A 22,216-nucleotide genomic window follows, 5' to 3' on the forward strand; every position below is an offset into this window, starting at 1 on the left:
ACGATGGGTCACCAGCACTACAACGGGGTCAAGACGGCAGCGCTCTTCGGCGCGATGTGGGCCGTCCTGCTCGGCATCGGCTGGCTGCTCGGCGGCGGCACCTCGAAGTACCTGCTGCTGTTCACCGTCCTCGGTCTGGTGATGACGGCCTACGGGTACTGGAACTCCGACAAGATCGCCATCCGCGCCATGAAGGCCCGGCCGGTCAGCGAGATCGAGCAGCCCGCCATGTACCGCATCGTGCGGGAGCTCTCCACGGCCGCCCGCCAGCCCATGCCGCGGCTCTACATCTCGCCGACGGCCGCCCCCAACGCGTTCGCCACGGGTCGCAACCCGAAGAACGCCGCCGTGTGCTGCACCGAGGGCATCCTGCAGCTGCTCGACGAGCGCGAGCTGCGCGGCGTCCTCGGGCACGAGCTCATGCACGTCTACAACCGCGACATCCTCACGTCCTCCGTCGCCGCGGCGGTGGCCGGCGTCATCACCTCGCTCGCGCAGTTCGCGCTCTTCTTCGGCGGCGGCAGCGACCGGGACCGCGGCGGCAACCCCCTCGCCGGCCTGCTCCTGGCCCTGCTCGCGCCCATCGCCGCCACGATCATCCAGCTCGCCATCAGCCGCACCCGCGAGTACGACGCCGACGAGGACGGCGCCCGGCTCACCAACGACCCCCTCGCGCTCGCTTCGGCCCTGCGCAAGCTCGAGCAGGGCACCCAGGCGCGCCCGCTCCCGCAGGACCGCCAGCTGGTCGACGTCTCGCACCTGATGATCGCCAACCCGTTCCGCGGCGCCGGCATGGGTCGGCTCTTCTCGACCCACCCGCCCATGGCCGACCGCATCGCCCGCCTCGAGAAGCAGGCCGGCGCGCAGGGCGGCATCGAGCGCTACTGACCGGCGGCGGGTCAGGCGTCCCACCACGACGCGGGCACCCGAAGCCGGTTGTCGCGGGCGGCCCGGCGCGCGACCAACCATCGTCCGTCCGCCGTGCGCACGAGCGGGAAGTCGCCTTGGGCCAGGAGCCCGTGCACCTGGACGACGGTGATTCGGGACTGGGCAAGATGTCGCGCGGTTGCGCGGTCCGGTACCGCAGTCCCGTCGGCGTCGCCCCCCGGGTACGGGTCGGCGGGCGTCGGATACCCGTAAACCGACGCTCCGGTCGGCGCGTCGCTGTCGTGGACGTCGTCGACCACGATCTCGGCCGGCGGCACGTGGGCGTCGACGACGCCACCCGTGGTCGCGGCGGCGAGGGCCGAGCGGTCGAGCACCAGCTCTCCACGGAGCCGGACGCGACTCATCGTCCAGCCTCGCGCGTCCACAGGTCGAAGCTCGACCCACCGACCGCTGGGGACGGCGACGAGGTCCAGCAGCGGCCCCCCTGCCTCCATGAGTCGCCGTGCTGCACGGCGACGCTTGATCTCGCTCAGCGCGAGGACCAGCGCCGGCAGCAGAAGGAACGCTGCGGTGATCAAGGAGTCGGTCGGGTCGTACGGATCGGAGACGAGCTCCCGTCGGTCGGTGCCCGGTGCCGTGAGCACCTGGACGTCGTCGCCGACGACCGGGTACGTCACGGGTGTGGCAACCCGGACGACGACGCCCCCGTCGAGGCGGACGCGCACGGAGTACGAGTCCTCGGCAACGGCGACGACGACACCGTCGTTCCGCGCAGCCACCTCGTGAAAGGCGCGGTCGTCCCGGTCCTCCTGCAGCCAGCTCGCGACGGCGAAACCACCGGCGACACCGAACGCGAGGAAGCCGACCACGGGGACAGCACGCCACCGGACGTAGGCCGCCCGCGTGGCCTCGTCGCACTCCGGGACGGGCTCAGGGGCGCCCCAGCCCCGCGCGAGCCGGCGCTGCCGCGACGCGCCCGCCGCATCGGCGACGGCGAGGAGAGCCAGCACGGCACCCGCGGCGAGGACGACCGTCGCCCAGAGGTCCCACCCCGGCCCGACGAGCAAGCCGAGCATCCCTGCGACGGCCCAGCCGATCGTCTCCTGGGGACGCACGAGGAGCAGAGGTATCGACGCCAGGACGAGTCCGTAAGCGATCGACTGCGCGCTCCACCACCACGAGGCGATCTCGTCGGCGGTCAGCGCGACGTCGTCGCCGCCGCTGTCGCCCGTCCAGATCACGACGGCGAGCACGAATGCAGGTGCGCCGATCGTCAGCACCCGCCTCGGCACCCGCGCCGACCACGCCCTGGCGTCCGCCGGGGCGGGAACCGGCCGCGATGCCGACGGTGCCACAGTCGGCAGCGTAGGCGCGGACGTGCGCCGCCGGTCGGCCGCTGCCCGCGGCACCCGACGGCGGCGGCGAGGTCAGCGGTAGTTGGTGAACTGCAGGTCGGCGTCGACGTCGGCGCCCTTGAGCAGCGCGATCACGGCCTGCAGCTCGTCGCGGCTCTTGCCGGAGACCCGTAGCTCGTCGCCCTGGATCTGCGTCTTGATGCCCTTCGGGCCCTCGTCGCGGATGATCTTCGCCACTTTCTTGGCGATCTCGCTGCTCAGGCCCTCCTTGATCAGCGCCTCGAGCCGGTACTCCTTGCCGGACGGCTTGGGCTCGGGCCCGTCCTCGCCGGTGTCCAGCGACTTCAGCGAGATGCCGCGCCGGATCAGTTTCGTCTGGAAGACGTCGAGGACGGCCAGCACGCGCTCGGAGGAGTTGGCGATCATCAGGATCTTCTCGCCGCTCCACGCGATCGAGGCGCCGACGCCCTTGAAGTCGTAGCGCTGGGCGATCTCCTTCGAGGCCTGGTTGAGGGCGTTGTCCACCTCCTGGTGGTCGACCTTGCTGACGACGTCGAACGAGGCTTCGCTCGCCATGGCTCTCCTCCTGCTGCCCGCGGTCGCGCGGACTGGTCTCGTGGGCGTCAGTGCTCGTGGTGCTCGCCTGCGTTTCGCGAGCACTGCCCGGGAGTTGCTATCCTTCCACCCGCACGCTGCACGCGCGTTCGCCCCTGGGGCGTCCTCTCGGTCGGCGGGCACACCCTGGCGGGTTACCCGAGTGGCCAAAGGGGGCTGACTGTAAATCAGCTGGCAACGCCTACGGGGGTTCGAATCCCTCACCCGCCACGGACCGGACGGCCGCTCTCCTCGTGAGAGCGGCCGTTCGTCGTTCCCGGCCGACGGCGACGGGCCGCCCCCGAGGTCGAGGACGGCCCGTGCGCGCGAAGGTCAGGACGAGGCGCCGCAGGTGTAGGTGCCCTCGGTCAGCGAGACCGTCGCCCCGTCGTAGAGGGTGTCGAACGTGCCGGCGTCCTGCGCGGACCCGAACGCGACGCCGACCCCGAGCGGGTCGGCGAACCCGGTCAGGCCCGCCAGCTGCTCCTCGGCCCCGCTCTGGCACGCGGGGTCCCACGGGAGGGTCTGGTAGCCGAGCGAAGAGAGCGAGTCGATCGACGGCTGGAGCGCCGCGGTGTCCCCGTCGCCGGTCTCGGTGACGTCGGTCCACACCACCCAGAACGGGTCCGCCGTGGCGGTCGGGTCGATCGCGGTCGGCCACGTCGTGGCGTCGGCGGGTGCCGACGAGGCGGGCGCGGCGGGGTCGTCGGCGTCGTCACCCGTGCACGCGGCGGTGCTGAGCAGGAGGGCGGCACAGAGCGTGAGGGCAGCAACGGTGCTGCGTCGGGGCTGGCGCATGGGCCGGATCGTGGCACGCGGCGAGCGGCGCCGACCATGAGATGAATCGTTTAGGCATGGGGCGGTGACGCACGGCACGGCGGCCGATTTCGCGAGCACCCCAGGGCCCGTGTAACCTTGCTCGCGCTGCCCCGATAGCTCAGTCGGCAGAGCGTCTCCATGGTAAGGAGAAGGTCAAGGGTTCGATTCCCTTTCGGGGCTCTGTGGTGTGTTCGAAGGAAGTGCCGTGATTCCGCGGCACGGACCGTGGATGCATCGACATGGCGGGGTAGCTCAGGTGGTTAGAGCACACGGCTCATAATCGTGGTGTCGCGGGTTCGAGTCCCGCTCCCGCTACCGCCAAGTGACACAACAGCGCGTCGGCCGGCGCGCAATGACGAGATCGCATGCATCCCGTACCGGGTGCGAGAGGTGGCAAGACCATGGCCAGCAAGAGCTCGGACGTCCGTCCGAAGATCACGCTCGCGTGCACGGAGTGCAAGGAGCGGAACTACATCACCAAGAAGAACCGTCGGAACGACCCCGACCGTCTCGAGATGAAGAAGTTCTGCCCCCGCGACAACCGGCACACCCTGCACCGCGAGACCCGCTGACCTCGGTCTCATGCCGGTCGATGTCGGGTACGCGGGACGTCAGTACCCGCCGACCGAGGCCTACGAGGTAGGCCGTCAGAAGCTGCAGGAGTTCGCCGACGCTGTCGGCGCCTCCCACCAGGCCCACACGGATCCGTCGGTGGCGCGCACGCTCGGGTATCCCGACGTCATCGCGCCGCCGACGTTTGCCGTTGTCGTGGCCCAGCGGGCCGAGGCCCAGCTGTTCGAGGACCCCGCCGCGGGCATCGACTTCAGCCGTGTCGTGCACGCCGACGAGCGCTTCACGCACCACCGGCCCATCCACGCGGGCGACCGCCTGGTCACGGTGCTGCACGTCGACTCGATCACGGTGCGCGCCGGCCTGGCCATGATCACCACGCGCGCCGAGATCGCGGCCGAGGACGGCGAGCCCGTCGCGACCGTCGTCTCCACGCTGGCCGTCCGCCCGGAGGAGTCATGACCGTCGAGCTGACCGTCGGCGACGAGGTCGCCCGCCGCGAGATCACCGTCGACCGCGCGCGCCTGGTCCGGTACGCCGGCGCGAGCGGCGACTTCAACCCCATCCACTGGAACGACCGCGTCGCCACCTCGGTCGGGCTGCCGGGCGTCATCGCGCACGGCATGTGGACCATGGGCGCGGCCGTGAGCGTCGTCGCCGACTGGGCGGGCGACCCCGGTGCGGTGCTCGACTACCAGGTGCGGTTCACGCGCCCGGTCCCGGTGCCCGACCCGGGCGCTGCGACCATCGAGGTCGTCGCCGTCGTCGGCGCCCTCGACCCCGAGGCAGGCACGGCGCGCATCGACCTGACGGTCGCCGTCGACGGCGTCCGGGTGCTGGGCAAGGCCCAGGCGGTCGTCCGGCTCAGCTGACCGGCGCGGGGCCGGTCGTGGTCCCGATCCGCAGCTCCACCGGCAGCTCCCGCGTCGACGGGCCCTCGCCGGCCAGGAACTCCTCGACCGCGTGCCCGACGGCCGCGCCCTTCTGCTCCAGCGGCTGCACGACGGTCGTGAGGATGTCCGGCCGGAGCCAGGGCAGGTCGAGCCCGTCGAACCCGCTGACCGACACGTCCTCGGGCACACGCAGCCCGAGCTCGCGGGCCGCCAGCACCACACCGGACGCGAGCAGGTCGGACTGGCAGGCGATCGCGGTCGGGCGGTCGTCGACGGAGAGCAGCGCGGTGCCGGCCGTGCGGCCGTGCTCGACCAGCGATGCGGGCGTCTCCCAGATCGCGACCGGCGTGATGCCCGCGTCGGTGATCCCGGCCATGCGGCGGCGCGTGATCTCCCAGTCCAGGTGACCCATGGCGTCCGGCGGGACGAGCCCCTCGCCGCGGGACCGGTCGAACGGGAGCGTCACCGTGGCGATGCGGGTGTGGCCGAGCGCGAGCAGGTGCTCTGCCGCCTGCCGCATGCCGCCGCGGTCGTCGATCCCCACGGAGCTGACGTCGCTCTGGTGCTGGCCCTCGACCAGGACGGTCGGGATCCCGCGCCGCCGCAGCGCACCCAGCATCGGGTCGTCGGTGGTGCCGCCCCACATGATCACGGCGACGTCCATGGCCGCAGATTCCAGCAGGGGGTCGACCGCCGGGCCGCTCGGGTCGCTGGAGCCGGGGATCAGCAGGACGCCGAGGTCGAGCGAGCCCAGCGTGCTGACCAGCCCGTCGAGCACCTGGATGGACACGGGGTCGCGGAACGAGCGGCGCAGCGAGTCGCCCACCACGACACCGACGATGCCCGACCGGCCGCGGCGCAGCTGGCGACCGAGCGGGTTCGGGCCCGAGTAGTCGAGCGAGGCCGCGGCGTCCAGGACCCGCTGGCGGGTGGCCGCGGCGATGGGCCCGGCGCCCGAGAACGCGAGCGAGGCGGTCGACACCGAGACGTGCGCCGCAGCGGCGACGTCGGCCAGGGTGGGACGGTGCGGAGACAGGGTCAACCTCCGGGTCGGCGCCGCGGGGCCACGGGTGGACGCGACGAGCAAAGCGTTTGACGCAGCGGCCAGCGTACCCGCAGAATGACGCCGTCCCTCAAATCGATTCGACCGACGGCGACGGCGCACGATCGAATCGATTCGATACGCACTCGAAGCCAGCCCGATGGAGCAAGCCGTGCGCCACCCCGCCCCCGCCGTGACCCGAGCCCGTCGGCTCCTCATGGGCCTGTTCGCCCTCGCCGGGATCACCTTCTCCAGCTGGCTCGCCCGCATCCCCACCGTCCGCGACCTGCTGGACCTGTCCACCGCCGAGCTCGGCGTGATGCTGCTCATCGGGTCCGTGGGCGCGCTGATGACGGTGACGGTCTCGGGCATCGTCGTGCAGCGGTTCGGCAGCCGGGTGGGGATCATCGCGTCGACGGGCGTCCTCGCGGTCGCGCTCGTGCTCATGGGCGTCGGGCCCACCGTCGGCTCGCTCGCCCTGCTCGGCGTCGGGATCTTCCTCAACGGCGTCGCGGTCGCGCTGGGCAACGTGCCGCTCAACGTCGAGTCCGCCCGCATCGAGCGCGCGATGGGCCGCACGGTCATCCCGCAGTTCCACGCGGCCTTCTCCATCGGCGCCGTGACCGGCTCCGCGCTGGGCGCCACGGCGTCGCACCTCGGCATCCCGGTCGCCGTGCAGTTCACCGCCGTCGCCGCGCTCGCCGTGGTGTGGCGGCTGGCCTCGCTGAGCGGGGTCGTGCTGGCCGACGCGCCCGGCGACCGGCCGCGGTCCGTCCTCCCGGCGCCGCGCGTGGCCACGGCCGGCCGCGGTCGTCGCATCGCGACCGCCCTGGACTCCTGGCGCGAGCCCCGCACCCTGCTGATCGGCGTCGTCATCATGGCCGCGGCCCTGTCCGAGGGGTCCGCCAACGACTGGCTGTCCCTCGCGGTGGTCGACGGCTTCGCCCAGCCCGAGGCGGTCGGCGGCGCGATGCTCGGCGTCTTCGTCGGCGCGATGACCCTGGTCCGGCTGCTGGGCACCCGGCTGATCGACCGGTTCGGCCGCGTGCCGGTGCTGCGCGTGTCGGGGCTGGTGTCGATCGTCGGCCTGCTCCTGTTCGGCTTCGCGCCCTCGCTGGTGCTCGCCGGCGTCGGCATCGTGCTGTGGGGCTTCGGCGCCGCGCTGGCCGTCCCCGTCGGCATCGCAGCGGCGTCCGACGACCCGATGCGCGCCGCCGGCCGGGTCGCCGTCGTCTCGTCGTTCGCCTCGGTGGCCTCGATCGCGGCGCCGCCGCTGCTCGGCATCGCGGCCGCCTCGACCGGCGCCCGGCACGCCCTGGTGTTCATTGCGGTCGCGATGGTGGCCAGCGTCGTGCTGGCCGGGCGCGTGGCTCCCGAGACAGCGTCGATCTCGGAGGCGCCCGCCCGTCCCGAGGGCGACGAGCCGTTCGTCCACCTTGCGGATGTCGACCCGGACCCGCTCGGTGCGATCGCCACCCGGCACGCCGACCACCTGGCGGCCGACCGCCGCCGCCGTACCCGCCGCCGCCTCGTGCGCGTGACCTGACCCAGATCGGACGACATCATGAGCACCGGAGGGCCGATGACGACGCCAGCGGGACACGACGACGAGCTGACCCGGTCGAGCGCGCCCGTGGCCAAGGCCGTGGAGGGTGCCTCGCTCGCCGTGTTCGCCGTGTTCTTCCTCAACGGCTTCAACTTCGCGACGTGGGCCGCACGCCTGCCGGCCATCCGCGACGGGCTGGGCTTCGACCCGGCGCAGATGGGCCTGCTGCTCCTGGTCGGCGCCGTCGGCTCCCTGGTCGCGCTGCCGCTGTCGGGCATGGTCATCGAGCGGCTGGGCGCCCGTCGCACGGTGCTGGCGTTCGCGATCCTCAACGCCACCGGCCTGGTCGTCGCGTCCGTCGGCGTCGCGCTCGGCGAGGTCGTCGTCGTCGGCTTCGGGCTCGTGCTGTTCGGCGTCGGCACGGGCGTGTGGGACGCGTCGATGAACGTGGAGGGTGCCGCCGTCGAGCAGCTGCTCGGGCGGACGATCATGCCGCGCTACCACGCGGGGTTCTCGTTCGGCACGGTCGCCGCCGCCGGGGTCGCCGCCGTCGCGGCCTGGCTGCATATCCCGGTCGTCGTGCACGTGCCGGTCGTCGTGGTGCTCTCCGTGATCGGCGTCGCCTTCGCGGTGCGCCGGTTCCTTCCGCTGGCCGACGAGCCGGAGGTGCGGCACGCGTCGGCCGAGACCGGGAAGGGTGCCCGCGGGGCACTCGCGGCCTGGCTCGAGCCGCGCACGCTGCTCATCGGCCTCGTCGTGCTGGCGGCCGCGCTGACCGAGGGCGCCGCCAACGACTGGGTGAGCCTGTCGGTCGTCGACGGCTTCGACGTCCCGCACGCGATCGGCGCGTTCGCGTTCGCGATCTTCGTCAGCGCGATGACCGCGATGCGGTGGTTCGGGACCACCCTGCTCGACCGGTACGGGCGCGTGACGATCCTGCGGCTGTGCGCCGCCCTGTCGATCGTGGGCCTGCTGGTCTTCGGCCTCGCCGGGCACCTGGGCCTCGCGATCGTGGGCATCGTCGCGTGGGGCGCGGGCGCCGCGCTGGGCTTCCCGGTGGGTATGAGCGCCGCCGCGGACGACCCGATCCGGGCCGCCGCGCGCGTCAGCGTCGTGTCGACCATCGGCTACAGCGCGTTCCTCGCCGGCCCGCCCCTGCTCGGCCTGCTGGCCCAGCAGGTCGGCTACCGGCACGCCCTGCTGGTCATCATCGTGCCGGTCGTGCTGGGTCTGCTCGTGGTGAACGCCGCGGCCCCGCTGAAGAACCGCGGCTAGCCTGAGCGTGTGCAGACTGAGCTGAGCACGGCTGACTGCTCGCCGGCGACCGTCCCCCCGACCATCGTCTGGCCCGCCTCGACCGCCGTGGCCTCCACCCTCGCGGACCTCACCACCCTCCGGGTCGGCGGGGCCCCGCGCCGGTACGTCGAGACGACGACGGAGGCCGAGCTCATCGACGTTGTCCGATCGGCCGACACCGAGGGCGAGCCGCTCCTGGTGGTCGGGGGAGGCTCCAACCTCCTGGTGGCCGACGCCGGGTTCGACGGGATCGTCGTGCGCGACGTGCGCAGCGGGATCGAGGTCCCCGACGCCTCGGCGTGCGCGGGCGCCACGCTGACTGTCCCGGCCGGCACCCCATGGGACGACGTCGTGCGGTACGCGGTCGAGCAGGAGCTCACCGGCATCGAGACCCTCTCCGGCATCCCCGGCTCCACGGGCGCGACCCCGGTGCAGAACGTCGGCGCCTACGGCCAGGAGGTGTCGCAGAGCATCGCGACCGTCCGGGTCTGGGACCGGAGCCGGGGCAAGGTCCGCACGCTGCCGCTGGTCACGCTCGCCTTCGGGTACCGCACCTCGCTGCTCAAGCGGTCCATGCGCTCGGCGGACAGCGACGACCCGCGCGCCCCGTGGTCACCGACGCCCCGCTACGTCGTGCTCGACGTGACGTTCCAGCTGCGCCCCGGCGACCTGTCGCGCCCGATCGCCTACGCCGAGCTCGCCCGCACGCTGGGGATCGAGGTCGGCCAGCGGGCGCCCCTCGCGGAGGTCCGGGACACGGTGCTCGCGCTGCGCGCCCGCAAGGGCATGGTCCTCGACGCGGCCGACCACGACACGTGGAGCGCAGGCTCGTTCTTCACCAACCCGATCCTGTCCGCCGACGCCGCGGCCGCCCTGCCCGCCGACGCTCCGCGCTTCCCGGCGGTCGACGGCCGCGTGAAGTCGAGCGCCGCATGGCTCATCGAGCGGTCCGGCTTCTCGCGCGGGTTCGGCGCCCCCGGCCCGGCCACCCTCTCGACCAAGCACGCGCTCGCCCTGACCAACCGCGGGGGAGCGAAGGCCGAGGACCTGCTCGCGCTCGCCCGTCAGGTGCGCGACGGCGTCCGGTCGTCGTTCGGCGTGGAGCTGGAGCCCGAACCCGTGCTGGTGGGCGTCACGCTCTGACGCCCGAGCAGGGCGCCGTGCACCAGCACGAGCGCCTCGTCGTTGCTCAGCCCCGCCGCCCGGACCGCGGCGACGTAGGTCTCGGCCGCACGGCGCGCGATGTCGGTGGGCACCGACGCGCCCTCGGCGATCACGGTTCCGGCCCGGCGTCGGGTCTCGACGACCCCCTCCGCCTCGAGCTCCCGGAACGCGCGGGCGACCGTGCCCGCGGCGAGGCCGAGATCGGTCGCCAGCGCGCGGATGGTGGGCAGCCGGTCGCCTGCGACGAGCCGCCCCGCGGCCACGTGCGCGACGACCTGGGCGCGGATCTGCTCGAAGGCCGGGACGCCGGAGGTCAGGTCGACCTCGAGCTGCGCGGTCATGCGGAGACCTGCGGCTGCTGCACGTAGGGCTCGGCACGCTGCGGCGCGGGCGCGCGACGCTCGGCCCGGGAGCCCCGGACCGCCACCACCGTGCTGACGATGACGATGGCGAGCGAGACGAACCGGCCGACCGCTCCGACCGCCTCCGCGCTGCCGGGTCCGAAGGCGTCGGCCCATCGCGGCTGCACGCTCGCCACGCAGTTCGCGGCGAAGAAGAGGCACCCGGCCAGCGTCCAGGCGACCACCAGCTGCACGCCGGCCAGGACCCGACGTGCGGACGTGCGTCGCAGGCGTGCGTCGTCGGCGGGCGCGGTGTCGGAGACGGCCGCACGGCGCGCGACCTGTGCCAGGAGCCCGAGGCAGGCGAGAGCGAGCACCACCATCGTCGGGGCGATCGTGCGCCCGTAGTACAGGCCGGGGAACGGGCTCGACGTCGAGGTCACGCCGTCGCCGTGCGCGTACGACAGGCTCCGTCCGCCGGTGCCGGCGGCCAGGCCACAGACCGTCAGCAGCACCGCGAGCAGCAGGAACCACACCACGGCGAGCCACGACAGCGCTCGCGGGGCGACGTCCCGGACGCGCCGCCGGACCAGCGGCGCGCGCCGGACGGCGCCCTGCGGCCTGGGCCACGTCAGCTCACCGCCGGCGTGCACCACCAGGAAGGCGATCCCGGCGATGCCCGGGAGCGCGGCGACGAACGCCCCGCGCGCGGGCCCGTGCAGGTAACCGGTCGCGCTCATGGCGAGCAGGACGGGGAGCGGCACGAGGACCACCCAGGCGGCCGCGGTCACTCGTCGCGCGTGGCGGTCCGCGGCGAGCCACGCCTCCGACGGCGACGCAGGGCCCTCGGTGCGGACCGGACGCAGCGCCCAGGCGACGCCGATCCCGAGAAGCAGCACGAGCAGCAGCCACACCGAGCCGGTCATCGCGACCTCCTGTATCAATGAACTAGTGCATTGATACAATCGCCGTCGGCGGGAGATGTCAAGAGGTCAGCCAGTCGTCCACGCCGGACAGCAGCCGCGCCCGCACGTCGTCGCCGGCCCGGCTGGCGCGGATCGACGACCGCGCCAGCTCGGCCAGCTGGTCGTCGGAGAACTCGTGCACCTCGCGGGCGAGGACGTACTGGTCGACCAGCCGCGAGCGGAACAGCAGGGGGTCGTCCGCGCCGAGCGCCACGGTCGCGCCGGCGTCGACCAGCGCGCGCAACGGGACGTCGGACGCCCGGTCGTACACCCCGAGAGACACGTTCGACGCCGGGCAGACCTCGAGCGCCACGCCCTCGTCGACCACGCGCTCCAGCACGCGGGGGTCCTCGGCCGACCGGACGCCGTGGCCCAGGCGGTCGGGGCGCAGGTGACCGATGACGTCCTCGACGTGCGCCGGCCCGAGCAGCTCACCGCCGTGCGGCACGGAGGCGAGCCCGGCGTCCCGGGCGATCACGAACGCGTGCGCGAACTCCGAGGTCTCGCCGCGGCGCTCGTCGTTGGACAACCCGAAGCCGACCACCTGCCCGGGGCCGTCGCCGGCGTGGTGCGCCGCGAGCCGGGCGAGCGTGCGTGCCTCGAGCGGGTGGCGCATGCGGGAGGCGGCGACGATCACCCCGACGTCGACGCCTGTGGTGGCCGACGCCGACCGCGCCGCGTCGAGGACGATCTCCAGCGCCGGCGTCAGGCCGCCGACGAAGGGCGCGTACGACGTGGGGTCGACCTGGATCTCGAGCCGCCCCGACCCTTCGGACGCGTCGTCCTGCGCGGCCTCGAGGACGATCCGGCGCATGTCCGCCTCGCCCCGGACGCACGCGCGGGCGGCGTCGTACAGGCGCTGGAACCGGAACCAGCCGCGCTCGTCGGCGGGCACGTGCAGGGCGTCGTCGTCGAGCAGGGCCGACGGCAGCCGGATCCCGTGCGTCGCGGCCAGCTCGGCCAGGGTCGAGACGCGCATGGACCCCGTGAAGTGCAGGTGCAGGTGGGCCTTCGGCAGGAGGGCCAGATCGCGGGGCGTCACACGCCTGCCGGAGTCGCGTCGATGAGCCGGTACCCGACCCCGCGGACCGTGTCGAAGTGCTCGGCGCCCACCTTGCGTCGCAGGTACCGCACGTACACGTCGACCACGTTGGACCCGGGGTCGAAGTCGTAGCCCCACACCTCGGACAGCAGCCGCTCGCGGGTCAGCACGTCGCCGGGGTGCCGCAGGAACGTCTCGGCCAGCGCGAACTCGCGGGCGGACAGGTCCACCTCCTGCGCGCCCACCTTCATCCGCCGGGTGCGCAGGTCGAGCTGGAGGGCGCCGTGCCGCAGCACGGAGGCCTCCGACGACGTGGTCTGCGCGCGCAGGCGGAGCCGGACGCGGGCGAGCAGCTCCTCGAACCGGAACGGCTTGGCCATGTAGTCGTCGGCCCCGGACTCCAGGCCGGTGACGGTGTCCGTCACCGACGAGCGGGCCGTGAGCACGATGACGGGCACGGTCCAGCCGTCGGCCCGCAGGCGACGCAGGACCTCGAACCCGTCGATGTCCACCAGGCCGAGGTCGAGCACCAGCAGGTCGACGTCGCCCGCCTGCACCCGCGCGATCGCGTCCTCGCCGGACGTGACGGCGCTCGTCTCGTAGCCGGACGCGCGCAGGCCCTTGGCCACGAACGCAGCGATGCGCTCCTCGTCCTCGGCGATGAGGATGTGGGTCATCGGTTCTCCACCAGCTGGGGGACGGTTCGGGGTTCGCCGTCCACGAGATCGACGGCCGGCAGGTCCAGCACGAAGACCACGCCGGGCCCGACGTTAGCCGGTGGATGCTCCACGAACACACGCCCGTGGTGCGCGTGGACGATCGCGGCCACGATCGGGAGGCCCAGACCGGCGCCGTGCGAGATGCGGTCGGCCTGCCCGCGGTGGAACCGCTCGAAGATCCGCTCAGCCTCCTCGGGCGGCACCCCGAGTCCCTCGTCGCGCACCCAGAGCAGAAGCCGGTCACCGGAGACCTCGCTGCCCAGGCGGACCGTGGAGCCCGGCGAGGAGTACCGGTACGCGTTGGCCAGCAGCTGCAGCCAGGCCTGCGTGATGCGCTGGGCGTCGAGCTGCACCGTGACGTCCGCCCGCGCGGCCACCACCCAGCGCCGGTCGCCCAGCCCGCGGGCCTTCTCGTGCACGTCGTCGGTCAGGCGGCCGACGTCGGTGGCGGCGAGCCGCACGAAGTCCGGCCGGTCCGCGGTGGCCAGGGTCATCAGGTCGTCGACCAGCCGCTGCATCCGGTCCAGCTCGTCCAGGGCGAGCGCCTGCGTGGCGCGGACGTCGTCGGGGTCGTCGGGGTTCACCAGCTCGAGGTGGCCGCGCACGATGGTCAGCGGCGTCCGCAGCTCGTGGCCCACGTCGTCGAGGAGCTCGCGCTGCGACCCGAACGCCCGCTCGAGCCGGTCGAGCATGGCGTTCACGGTCCGGGCGAGGTTGGACAGGTCGTCCTTGCCGGTGACGGTGATGCGCTCGGACAGGTCCGACTCGGTGATCCGACGGGTGGTGTCCCGCAGCAGGCGGATCGGTCGGAGCAGGCGTCCGACGACGAACCACGCGACGACGGCGATCAGGACGAGGGCCGCGAGCCCGACGGCGGCGTACGAGACGAACGTGCTGCGCAGGGTCGACATCTCCGCGGAGCGGTCGAACGCGACCACGAACGTGCCGGAGAGGGGGTCGTCGGCGAGCGTCACGGGGACGGCGATGAGGCGGTACTGGGTGACCGGCGTCGTGACGGTCTGCGCGATGGCTGGGGCGTCGACGGGCACCCGGCCGAGGACCGCGAGGAGGGCAGGGTCGGTCTCGAGGTGGATCGCGCGCGTCTCGGGCTCGGCCCACCAGACGGCGCGCCCGTTCTGCAGAGCGATCACGCCCTCGTTCTTGCCGGGGATGCGGTTGCGCACCCCTTCGAGCAGCACCGCGTTGACGGTCTCGTACGGTCTGTCGGTGGTCGGGTCGCCCTTCGCCTGCACCGTGCGGAGCGCTGCCACGGCACGGGAGAGCGAGTTGTCGAGCCGTTCGTCGGTCGCCGCCGCCTGCAGCGCGAACGCGGTGCCGCCGGCGATCGTTAGCGTGAGCGTGCACAGCAGCACGACCGCGGTCAGCAGCCGCGCGCGGACCGTCAGGTGCGCGACGGTGCGCCGGTGCATCGGGATCGCCCCCGTGGCGGCGCCCGGGACGTCGGCGCGACCGCGTGGCATGCCGACAGTATGTCCGCGCTCGCCCGTCGCGCGCAGGCGTCCCGGAGGTTGTTCAGCCGTCGTCGCGGCGCTGCCAGCGGAACGTCCGGACCCCGACCAGCAGCGCGGCGACCGCCCAGACCAGCAGGACCACCGCGGTCGCGCCGTGCTGCCAGGAGCCGCTGACCTCCCACGACTCGGCGCTCGCCGGGAGGAAGACCGACCGCATGCCCTGCGCCATCCACTTCAGCGGGAACACCGACGCCACGTTCTGCATCCACGTGGGCAGGTCGTTGTAGACGAAGAACACGCCGGAGATGAACTGCAGGACGAGCACGATCGGGGTGACCACCGCGCTCGCCGACTTCCCGGAGCGTGGGACCGACGAGAAGGCCACGCCGCAGAGGGTGCCCGCCGCCGTCCCGAGCAGGAACACCCAGGCGAACGTGGTCCACGCGGCGGCGGTCGTCGGCAGCGGGACGTCGAAGAACAGCGCCGCGGCCGCGAGCAGCAGCGCCGTCTGGACCAGCGAGGTGACCAGCACCTCGCCCGTCTTGCCCAGGAAGTAGGCCGCCGGCGGCAGGGGTGTCCCGTGCAGCCGCTTGAGCCCGCCGTCGTCCCGCTCGACCGCGATGGTGATGGCGAGGTTCTGGAAGCTGGAGAGCATGATCCCCGTCGCCAGCATGCCCGGCAGGAAGTACTGCGCGAACGGTATCCCTGGCGCCGGGCCGACCGTCGCGCCGTCCTGCCCGAACACCGTCGCGAAGATCGCGAGCATGATGATCGGGTACGCGAAGATGAAGACGACGGCGTCGCGCTCGCGGAAGAACGTCCGGACCTCGTAGCCGGTGCGGGTGAGCCCGAGGCGCACGACCCCCGGCAGCGCAGTCCGTGTGGCCGTCGGCGCGCTCATGCCCGGGCCTCGTCCGCGATGAGCCCGAGGTAGACGTCCTCGAGCGTCGGGCGCAGCACCTGCAGGCCGGGGACCTCGCCGCCCAGGTCGGTCGCCAGCTCGACGACGGTCCGCGCGGGCGTGTCGGTCCGGACCTCACGCGTCCGGCCGTCCTGCGTCCAGCGCACGACCGCCTGCCGGGCCGTGCGGCCCCCGAGGTCGGCGGGCGGCCCCTCGGCGACCACGCGTCCGTCGCGCACCACGACCACCCGGTCGGCCAGCCGCTCGGCCTCCTCGAGGTAGTGCGTGGTCAGCAGGATCGTCGTGCCGTCCGCGGCCAGCGCCTCGACCAGGTCCCAGAACGACCGGCGCGCCTGCGGGTCGAAGCCGGTCGTCGGCTCGTCGAGGAACAGCAGGTCGGGTCTGCCGACGATGCCGAGGGCCACGTCGAGCCGTCGTCGCTGGCCGCCGGACAGCTGCCGCGCGCGGGTCTTGACCTTCTCCTGCAGCCCGACCGAGGCGATGACCTCCTCGGGGTCGCGCGGGTCCGGGAAGAACCGGGCGAAGTGCCGGACCAGCTCACCGACGGTCGCCTCGGCGAGGTCGTTGTTGCTCTGCAGGACGATGCCGAGCCGCGTGCGCCAGGCCCGGTCCCCGGTCTGCGGGTCCTGGCCGAGCACCCGCACGTCGCCGCCGTCCCGCGAGCGGTAGCCCTCGAGGATCTCGACCGTCGTCGTCTTGCCGGCACCGTTGGGGCCGAGGATCGCGACGACCTCGCCCGTGGCGACCGTGAGGTCCAGCCCGTCGACGGCCCGCTTCTCGCCGTAGACCTTGCGCAGCCCGCTGACCTCGACGGCGGCCGGCACCGGGCTACTCGGCCTCGGCCAGCAGCGACTGGATCCGGCTGATGCCCTCGACCAGGTCCGCGTCGCCCAGCGCGTACGACAGGCGCAGGTACCCGCTGGGACCGAACGCCTCGCCCGGCACCACGGCCACCTCGGCCTGCTCGAGGATCAGCGTCGCCAGCTCCGCCGACGTCGTCGGGGTGACGCCACGGATCGTCCGGCCCAGCACGCCCTCGACCGACGGGTACACGTAGAACGCGCCCTCGGGCGTCGGGATCCGCACCCCGTCGATCTGCGCGAGCATCTCGACGATGGTGCGCCGTCGGCGGTCGAACGCGGTCCGCATCTCCTCCACGGCCGCCAGGTCGCCGCTCAGCGCGGCGATCGCCGCCCGCTGCGACACGTTGGCGACGTTCGAGGTGAGGTGCGACTGCAGGTTCGTCGCGGCGGTGATGACGTCGGCGGGGCCGATCATCCAGCCCACACGCCAGCCGGTCATGGCGTACGTCTTGGCGACGCCGTTGAGCACGATCGTCGTGTCGGTGAGCTCCGGCACCACGCGCAGGATCGGCGTGAAGACCGCGTGGTCGTAGGTCAGGTGCTCGTAGATCTCGTCGGTGATGACCCAGATGCCGTGCTCGAGGGCCCAGCGACCGATCTCGGCGGTCTGCTCCGGGGAGTACACGGCGCCGGTCGGGTTGGACGGCGAGCAGAACAGCAGCACCTTGGTCCGCGGCGTCCGGGCGGCCTCGAGCTGCTCGACGGTGACCAGGTAGCCCTGGTCGACCCCGGCGAACACCTCGACCGGGACGCCGCCGGCCAGCCGGATCGCCTCGGGGTAGGTGGTCCAGTACGGCGCCGGGAGGAGCACCTCGTCGTCCGGGTCCACGATGGCCGCGAACGACTGGTACACGGCCTGCTTGCCGCCGTTGGTCACCAGCACGCTGGACGGCTTGACCTCGTAGCCGGAGTCCCGGAGCGTCTTCGTCGCGATCGCCTCGCGCAGCGCGGGGAGCCCGGCGGCCGGCGTGTACCGGTGGTTCGCGGGGTCCTTCGCCGCAGCGATCGCCGCGTCGACGATGTACGCCGGCGTCGGGAAGTCGGGCTCGCCGGCGCCGAAGCCGATCACGGGCCGGCCGGCCGCCTTGAGCGCCTTCGCCTTGGCGTCGACCGCCAGCGTCGCGGACTCGGCGATCGCGGCCAGTCGGGCGGACACACGGGCACGGGGAGAGGTCTGCTCGCTCACGGCCCCCATAGTGGCAGAGGTCACGTGGGGTCGTGCGAGGCGATATCGGTCCGCGTCCGTGTCCCCTCCGGGCGGTTCGACCCACGGGCGCTCGTCGCGTACAGTGGACCCCCGGCGGTTGACGTCCGCCATGATGAGCCGTGCCCCGGAAGACTCCGGAGCCTGCACGGACCCCCTGCGGGTGGTGTCCGTCGGTGCGCGCCCGCGTGCACACGGATCATCGTGGAGGCCCAGGCCGCCGTAGGGCAGTGGCGCAATTGGTAGCGCAGCGGTCTCCAAAACCGCAGGTTGCAGGTTCGAGTCCTGTCTGCCCTGCGCACGCGTCTGGTCCTCCGGGTTCGCCCGGTCGACCAGGAGGCGAGCAGGACCGCCGGCCGGTCCGGCGCGACGCGTCGGCCCGATCGTCCGTCAGGTTCCGTACGGAGCCTGACCACCACGAGACATAGGGACCTGACGTGAGCGAAACAGCACCGGCTGCGGCGTCCGACGCCGAGGGTTCGGCGTCGCGTCCGTCCGCGCCCAAGGCCGCCCGCAAGGGTGAGTCGCGCGGTGGTCTGTTCGCCCGCATCGCGCTCTTCGTCCGCCAGGTCATCGCTGAGCTGAAGAAGGTCGTCCGGCCCACGCGGTCGGAGCTGATCACCTACACGAGCGTCGTGCTCGTGTTCGTCGCCGTGATCATGGCCTTCGTCACCGTGATCGACCTGGGCATCGGCAAGCTCACGTTCTGGGTCTTCGGAGGCTGACGGCCCGCTCGGGGCCCGGCCCCGACAGCTAGGCAGTCGCCCCACCAGGCTGAGCACCCACCGCGCCGGTTCGCCGGGCGCACACGCTGGAGAAAGCAGGTTCGCACGTGTCGCAGGAGTCGCAGGAGCCCATGACGGGCGCCGAGGCGGAGCTCGAGGACGCCATCGCGTCGGTCGAGGCCGTCGAGGCGTCGGTCGACGCCGTCGACCCGTCGGTCGAGGACGACACCGTCGACGACGCCGCCGAGAGCGACGACGTTGCCGAGCCGCAGGACGACGCCGTCGAGGCCGAGGCCGAGGCCGACGACGAGCCCGACGTCGACGAGGACCCCGTCGCCGCGTTCAAGGCCCAGCTGCGCAGCCAGCTCGGTGACTGGTACGTCATCCACTCCTACGCGGGGTACGAGAACCGCGTGAAGGCCAACCTGGAGAACCGTCGCCAGAGCCTCAACATGGAGGACTTCATCTACGCGGTGGAGGTCCCCATGGAGGAGGTCGTGGAGATCAAGAACGCGCAGCGCAAGGTCGTCAAGCGCGTCCGGATCCCCGGCTACGTCCTCGTGCGGATGGACCTGACCGACGAGTCGTGGGGCGCCGTCCGGCACACGCCGGGCGTCACCGGCTTCGTCGGCCACACGCACCAGCCGGTCCCGCTGACGCTGGACGAGGTCTTCTCGATGCTCGCCCCGTCGCTCGAGCCCAAGCAGCCGACCACGGCCGCGGGCGCCGCGAAGGCCGCCTCGCAGATCAAGGTCGACTTCACGGTCGGCGAGTCGGTCACCGTCACCGACGGTCCGTTCGACACGCTGCCGGCGACGATCTCCGAGATCAACGCCGAGAACCAGAAGCTCAAGGTTCTCGTCTCCATCTTCGGCCGGGAGACCCCGGTCGAGCTCTCGTTCAGCCAGGTCGCCAAGATCTGACCTGTTCGACCTGCACGTCGTACTGCAACCGGGTCATCGCCCACGGCGTCGGCCCACAACACGAAACGGAAGTTCAGCATGCCCCCGAAGAAGAAGGTCACCGGCCTGATCAAGCTCCAGATCAAGGCCGGCGCCGCCACCCCCGCGCCGCCGATCGGTCCGGCGCTGGGTCAGCACGGCGTCAACATCATGGAGTTCTGCAAGGCGTACAACGCGGCCACCGAGGCGCAGCGCGGCAACGTCATCCCCGTGGAGATCACGGTGTACGAGGACCGCTCGTTCACCTTCATCACGAAGACGCCGCCGGCCGCCGAGCTGATCAAGAAGGCCGCCGGTGTGGCCAAGGGCTCGCCGACGCCGCACACGGTCAAGGTCGCCACGCTCACCAAGGCGCAGATCAGCGAGATCGCGAGCACCAAGCTCGAGGACCTCAACGCGAACGACCTGGCCGCGGCCGAGAAGATCATCGCGGGCACCGCTCGCTCGATGGGCATCAAGGTCGAGGGCTGACCGACCAGCACGAGAACAGCGGGCTGAGTCCGGCCCGCTGAGGAATGTGGAAGGGCCTGACCGGCCCGACTGACCACGACAGGAGAACAGCATGGCCAAGCACAGCAAGGCGTACCGCAACGCGGCCGAGAAGATCGAGGAGGGGCACCTCTACACGCCCCTCGAGGCCGTCCGGCTCGCGCAGGCGACGTCGACCACCAAGTACGACTCGACCGTCGAGGTGGCCTTCCGCCTCGGTGTCGACCCCCGCAAGGCCGACCAGATGGTCCGCGGCACGGTCAACCTGCCCCACGGCACCGGCAAGACCGCCCGCGTCATCGTCTTCGCCACGGGCGAGCGCGCCGAGCAGGCCCGCGCCGCGGGTGCCGACGAGGTCGGCGGCGACGAGCTCATCGACAAGGTCGCGGCCGGCTGGACCGACTTCGACTCCGCCGTCGCCACGCCCGACCTCATGGGCAAGGTCGGTCGACTGGGCAAGGTCCTGGGCCCGCGCGGTCTCATGCCGAACCCGAAGACCGGCACCGTGACGATGGACGTGGCCAAGGCCGTGTCCGACATCAAGGGCGGCAAGATCGAGTTCCGCGTGGACCGTCACGCGAACCTGCACTTCATCATCGGCAAGACCTCGTTCAGCGACGTCTCCCTCGTGGAGAACTACGCCGCTGCGCTCGACGAGATCCTGCGTCTGAAGCCGTCCGCCTCGAAGGGCCGGTACATCGCCAAGGCGACGTTCTCGACCACGAACGGCCCCGGCATCCTGGTCGACCAGAACAAGACGCGGAACCTCGCCTCCGAGGACGACGCCGCCTGACGCTGGCAGCACGCACGACGAAGGCCCGGTCCCCCCTGCGGACCGGGCCTTCGTCGTTCCCCCTTGAGCCGGAGTCAGCGCATGCGCCGCGCCGCTCCCGCCCGTGCGGACCCGACCAGCTCGAGCGGCCTGGTCCACAGGCCGGAGAGCCACTCGAGCTCGGCGTCGTCGGAGTCGGGGTCCAGGGCCAGCTGGGCGCTCCACTCGATCGCGGTGCCGAGCGTCCGGGCGATCGCCATCGAGCGCGTCGGCGTCGCGTCCCCGCCGAGGCTGCGGTACTCGGCCAGGAAGATCGCCACCGGGTCGAGGTCCCAGGCCGGGTCGAGCACCGGGCCGAGCGCGATCGCGATCCAGTCGAGGGCTGTCGCGACGTCCCAGCGCGGGTCGCCGCACCCGGCCGACGGGTGGTCCGGGTCCGCCTGCAGCACCGCGCGCACCGTGCCGTGCGACCGCGTGATCGCCACCTCGTCCCCGGTCGGGTCCCCGTGCGTCCACTGCGCCGCCGTCCAGGACGACCGCGCGTCGAGCAGCGCCCGCCCGATCGCCGGGTGCGCCCGCACCGCCCAGACCGGCCCGGCCTGCGCCGGGAGCTCGTCGAGCCAGTCGGGCAGCGGCTCGTCGAGCACCCACGGCACGGCCGCGTCGGGCGTCGAGGCGTGCAGCGGCGTCCGGTGCAGCCGGACCAGCGCCGCCGCCCACGCGGAGAGCAGCGCCGTCAGCTCGCCCCGGAGCGTCGCGGCCGGCCCGCGCCGGTGCAGCCGGCCGACGAGGTCCTCGAGCTCGCGCACCAGCGGTCGCCCGTCAGGCTCCGTCCCGACGACTCCGGGCAGGTGCCGGGCCGGGTGCGCCGCGGGCGTGGTCGGTGCGACGACGAGCGCCGCGACCTCCGGGGAGTCCCCGGCCGCCGAGTGCCGCCCGATCCTCGGGCGCAGTGCGACGACGCGGGCCGACGGGCTCCGATCGACCGCGCGGGCACCACGACCCGCAGCTGCTCTCTCGACTTCGACGGACATCGTCGGTGGCTCCCTCGTGCGTGGACGGTGGCGGGTGGTCGATCGGTCAGCGGGCCCGGCCGCGCACGATCGCCGTGACGTAGCCGGCCCAGAACGCCTCGCGGAGTCGCAGCGCCGCGTACGCCTGTGCCCGGGCACCCGCGGCGCCCCCGGCGGCGAGCTGCCGGGCGTAGGCCTCGGTGAACGGCTCGGTGAACGGTTCCGTGAAGGGCTCGGTGAACGGCTCGGCGCCGAAGGCCTCGGTGAACGGCTCCGTGAACGGCTCGGTGAACGGTTCCGTGAACGGCTCGGTGAACGGTTCGGTGAAGGGCTCCGTGAACGGTTCGGTGAAGGGCTCCGTGAACGGTTCCGCGCCGAAGGCTTCGGTGAACGGCTCGGTGAACGGCTCGGTGAACGGTTCCGTGAACGGTTCGGTGAAGGGTTCGGTGAAGGGCTCGGTGAACGGTTCGGTGAAGGGTTCGGTGAAGGGCTCCGTGAACGGCTGAGCCTCCGCCCCGCCGCGTCCTGCGGCGTGCGCGGCTGCCGGTCCGGCGGTGCTC

The 22,216-nt window shown here is 72.7% G+C and carries 24 protein-coding genes, 4 tRNA genes and 1 pseudogene; 15 read left to right on the forward strand and 14 right to left on the reverse strand.

Features of this window, described 5'->3' with window-relative positions:
* Positions 1-3 precede the first annotated feature (3 nt).
* Positions 4-888 (forward strand): zinc metalloprotease HtpX, encoded by an 885-nt coding sequence (htpX, locus tag AC1DWH_RS14535; RefSeq protein WP_456845694.1) that lies wholly within the window; start codon positions 4-6, stop codon positions 886-888.
* Positions 889-899: 11 nt separating this feature from the next.
* Here the strand turns inward: htpX and AC1DWH_RS14540 are convergent, their stop codons facing one another.
* Both AC1DWH_RS14540 and AC1DWH_RS14545 read right to left on the reverse strand, forming a co-directional pair.
* Complete coding sequence (locus tag AC1DWH_RS14540; RefSeq protein ID WP_477094273.1) at positions 900-2,243, reverse strand: hypothetical protein; 1,344 nt, start codon at positions 2,241-2,243, stop codon at positions 900-902.
* Positions 2,244-2,315: 72 nt separating this feature from the next.
* On the reverse strand, positions 2,316-2,819 hold the full coding sequence (locus AC1DWH_RS14545) for a YajQ family cyclic di-GMP-binding protein (RefSeq protein WP_456845693.1): 504 nt from the start codon (positions 2,817-2,819) through the stop codon (positions 2,316-2,318).
* Between the two features lie 167 nt (positions 2,820-2,986).
* On the opposite strand from AC1DWH_RS14545, the gene AC1DWH_RS14550 reads away from it, so the two are divergent.
* A tRNA-Tyr gene (locus tag AC1DWH_RS14550) sits at positions 2,987-3,068 on the forward strand.
* 102 nt (positions 3,069-3,170) lie between these two features.
* Here the strand turns inward: AC1DWH_RS14550 and AC1DWH_RS14555 are convergent.
* Positions 3,171-3,635 (reverse strand): hypothetical protein, encoded by a 465-nt coding sequence (locus tag AC1DWH_RS14555; RefSeq protein WP_477094274.1) that lies wholly within the window; start codon positions 3,633-3,635, stop codon positions 3,171-3,173.
* Between the two features lie 128 nt (positions 3,636-3,763).
* On the opposite strand from AC1DWH_RS14555, the gene AC1DWH_RS14560 reads away from it, so the two are divergent.
* From AC1DWH_RS14560 to AC1DWH_RS14580, 5 genes are all read left to right on the forward strand, one after another.
* Positions 3,764-3,836, forward strand: a tRNA-Thr gene (locus AC1DWH_RS14560).
* Between the two features lie 61 nt (positions 3,837-3,897).
* A tRNA-Met gene (locus tag AC1DWH_RS14565) sits at positions 3,898-3,971 on the forward strand.
* A gap of 86 nt (positions 3,972-4,057) precedes the next feature.
* On the forward strand, positions 4,058-4,228 hold the full coding sequence (gene rpmG / locus AC1DWH_RS14570; protein ID WP_029290226.1) for a 50S ribosomal protein L33: 171 nt from the start codon (positions 4,058-4,060) through the stop codon (positions 4,226-4,228).
* A 10-nt stretch (positions 4,229-4,238) separates the two neighbouring features.
* A complete protein-coding gene (locus AC1DWH_RS14575; protein WP_477094275.1) occupies positions 4,239-4,688 on the forward strand; it encodes an FAS1-like dehydratase domain-containing protein in 450 nt (149 codons plus the stop codon).
* Positions 4,685-5,098, forward strand: coding sequence for a MaoC family dehydratase (locus AC1DWH_RS14580; protein ID WP_456845690.1), 414 nt, complete (start codon positions 4,685-4,687; stop codon positions 5,096-5,098). Before AC1DWH_RS14575 ends, AC1DWH_RS14580 begins: the two co-directional genes overlap by 4 nt.
* Here the strand turns inward: AC1DWH_RS14580 and AC1DWH_RS14585 are convergent.
* Positions 5,091-6,155 carry a LacI family DNA-binding transcriptional regulator gene (locus AC1DWH_RS14585; RefSeq protein ID WP_456845705.1) on the reverse strand — a complete coding sequence of 355 codons (1,065 nt, stop codon included), beginning with the start codon at positions 6,153-6,155 and terminating at the stop codon, positions 5,091-5,093. The two genes, AC1DWH_RS14580 and AC1DWH_RS14585, sit on opposite strands and share 8 nt — an antisense overlap.
* A 178-nt stretch (positions 6,156-6,333) precedes the next feature.
* Here AC1DWH_RS14585 and AC1DWH_RS14590 point away from each other — a divergent pair, with 178 nt between their 5' ends.
* From AC1DWH_RS14590 to AC1DWH_RS14600, 3 genes are all read left to right on the forward strand, one after another.
* The gene (locus AC1DWH_RS14590) at positions 6,334-7,707 is read left to right on the forward strand and encodes an MFS transporter (RefSeq protein WP_477094276.1); all 1,374 of its coding nucleotides are present in this window, start codon (positions 6,334-6,336) and stop codon (positions 7,705-7,707) included.
* 36 nt (positions 7,708-7,743) lie between these two features.
* On the forward strand, positions 7,744-8,982 hold the full coding sequence (locus AC1DWH_RS14595) for an MFS transporter (RefSeq protein ID WP_477094277.1): 1,239 nt from the start codon (positions 7,744-7,746) through the stop codon (positions 8,980-8,982).
* A 63-nt stretch (positions 8,983-9,045) separates the two neighbouring features.
* Complete coding sequence (locus AC1DWH_RS14600; protein ID WP_477094292.1) at positions 9,046-10,146, forward strand: UDP-N-acetylmuramate dehydrogenase; 1,101 nt, start codon at positions 9,046-9,048, stop codon at positions 10,144-10,146.
* Here the strand turns inward: AC1DWH_RS14600 and AC1DWH_RS14605 are convergent.
* The 8 genes from AC1DWH_RS14605 to AC1DWH_RS14640 are packed head-to-tail and all read right to left on the reverse strand — an operon-like array spanning position 10,068 to position 17,686.
* Complete coding sequence (locus AC1DWH_RS14605; RefSeq protein ID WP_456845443.1) at positions 10,068-10,508, reverse strand: GntR family transcriptional regulator; 441 nt, start codon at positions 10,506-10,508, stop codon at positions 10,068-10,070. The genes AC1DWH_RS14600 and AC1DWH_RS14605 overlap by 79 nt on opposite strands.
* The gene (locus tag AC1DWH_RS14610) at positions 10,505-11,434 is read right to left on the reverse strand and encodes a hypothetical protein (protein WP_477094278.1); all 930 of its coding nucleotides are present in this window, start codon (positions 11,432-11,434) and stop codon (positions 10,505-10,507) included. Before AC1DWH_RS14610 ends, AC1DWH_RS14605 begins: the two co-directional genes overlap by 4 nt.
* A gap of 58 nt (positions 11,435-11,492) precedes the next feature.
* Positions 11,493-12,515: an adenosine deaminase gene (locus AC1DWH_RS14615; RefSeq protein ID WP_477094279.1), complete on the reverse strand. Its 1,023-nt coding sequence runs from the start codon at positions 12,513-12,515 to the stop codon at positions 11,493-11,495.
* Positions 12,512-13,192, reverse strand: a complete 681-nt coding sequence (locus tag AC1DWH_RS14620) for a response regulator transcription factor (protein ID WP_456845440.1) — start codon at positions 13,190-13,192, stop codon at positions 12,512-12,514. Before AC1DWH_RS14620 ends, AC1DWH_RS14615 begins: the two co-directional genes overlap by 4 nt.
* On the reverse strand, positions 13,189-14,715 hold the full coding sequence (locus AC1DWH_RS14625) for a sensor histidine kinase (protein ID WP_477094280.1): 1,527 nt from the start codon (positions 14,713-14,715) through the stop codon (positions 13,189-13,191). Before AC1DWH_RS14625 ends, AC1DWH_RS14620 begins: the two co-directional genes overlap by 4 nt.
* Positions 14,716-14,767: 52 nt before the next feature.
* Positions 14,768-15,607, reverse strand: coding sequence for an ABC transporter permease (locus AC1DWH_RS14630; protein ID WP_477094281.1), 840 nt, complete (start codon positions 15,605-15,607; stop codon positions 14,768-14,770).
* Entirely contained in the window at positions 15,604-16,452 is an 849-nt protein-coding gene (locus AC1DWH_RS14635; protein ID WP_477094282.1) for an ABC transporter ATP-binding protein, read from the reverse strand. Before AC1DWH_RS14635 ends, AC1DWH_RS14630 begins: the two co-directional genes overlap by 4 nt.
* A 4-nt stretch (positions 16,453-16,456) precedes the next feature.
* On the reverse strand, positions 16,457-17,686 hold the full coding sequence (locus tag AC1DWH_RS14640; RefSeq protein WP_477094293.1) for a pyridoxal phosphate-dependent aminotransferase: 1,230 nt from the start codon (positions 17,684-17,686) through the stop codon (positions 16,457-16,459).
* Positions 17,687-17,919: 233 nt separating this feature from the next.
* Here AC1DWH_RS14640 and AC1DWH_RS14645 point away from each other — a divergent pair.
* From AC1DWH_RS14645 to rplA, 5 genes are all read left to right on the forward strand, one after another.
* A tRNA-Trp gene (locus AC1DWH_RS14645) sits at positions 17,920-17,992 on the forward strand.
* Positions 17,993-18,132: 140 nt separating this feature from the next.
* Positions 18,133-18,420 (forward strand): preprotein translocase subunit SecE, encoded by a 288-nt coding sequence (gene secE / locus AC1DWH_RS14650; RefSeq protein ID WP_456845436.1) that lies wholly within the window; start codon positions 18,133-18,135, stop codon positions 18,418-18,420.
* A 107-nt stretch (positions 18,421-18,527) separates the two neighbouring features.
* Positions 18,528-19,343 (forward strand): transcription termination/antitermination protein NusG, encoded by an 816-nt coding sequence (gene nusG / locus AC1DWH_RS14655; RefSeq protein WP_477094283.1) that lies wholly within the window; start codon positions 18,528-18,530, stop codon positions 19,341-19,343.
* Between the two features lie 78 nt (positions 19,344-19,421).
* Positions 19,422-19,853 (forward strand): 50S ribosomal protein L11, encoded by a 432-nt coding sequence (rplK, locus tag AC1DWH_RS14660; RefSeq protein ID WP_055912123.1) that lies wholly within the window; start codon positions 19,422-19,424, stop codon positions 19,851-19,853.
* 91 nt (positions 19,854-19,944) lie between these two features.
* Positions 19,945-20,664, forward strand: a complete 720-nt coding sequence (rplA, locus tag AC1DWH_RS14665) for a 50S ribosomal protein L1 (RefSeq protein WP_477094284.1) — start codon at positions 19,945-19,947, stop codon at positions 20,662-20,664.
* A 74-nt stretch (positions 20,665-20,738) separates the two neighbouring features.
* Here rplA and AC1DWH_RS14670 read toward each other — a convergent pair whose 3' ends face one another.
* Positions 20,739-21,677, reverse strand: a complete 939-nt coding sequence (locus tag AC1DWH_RS14670; RefSeq protein WP_477094285.1) for a phosphotransferase family protein — start codon at positions 21,675-21,677, stop codon at positions 20,739-20,741.
* A 46-nt stretch (positions 21,678-21,723) separates the two neighbouring features.
* Positions 21,724-22,216 (reverse strand): annotated as a pseudogene (locus AC1DWH_RS14675) (hypothetical protein); the annotation flags it as partial.

Source organism: Cellulomonas sp. P2_F12, assembly GCF_056403775.1.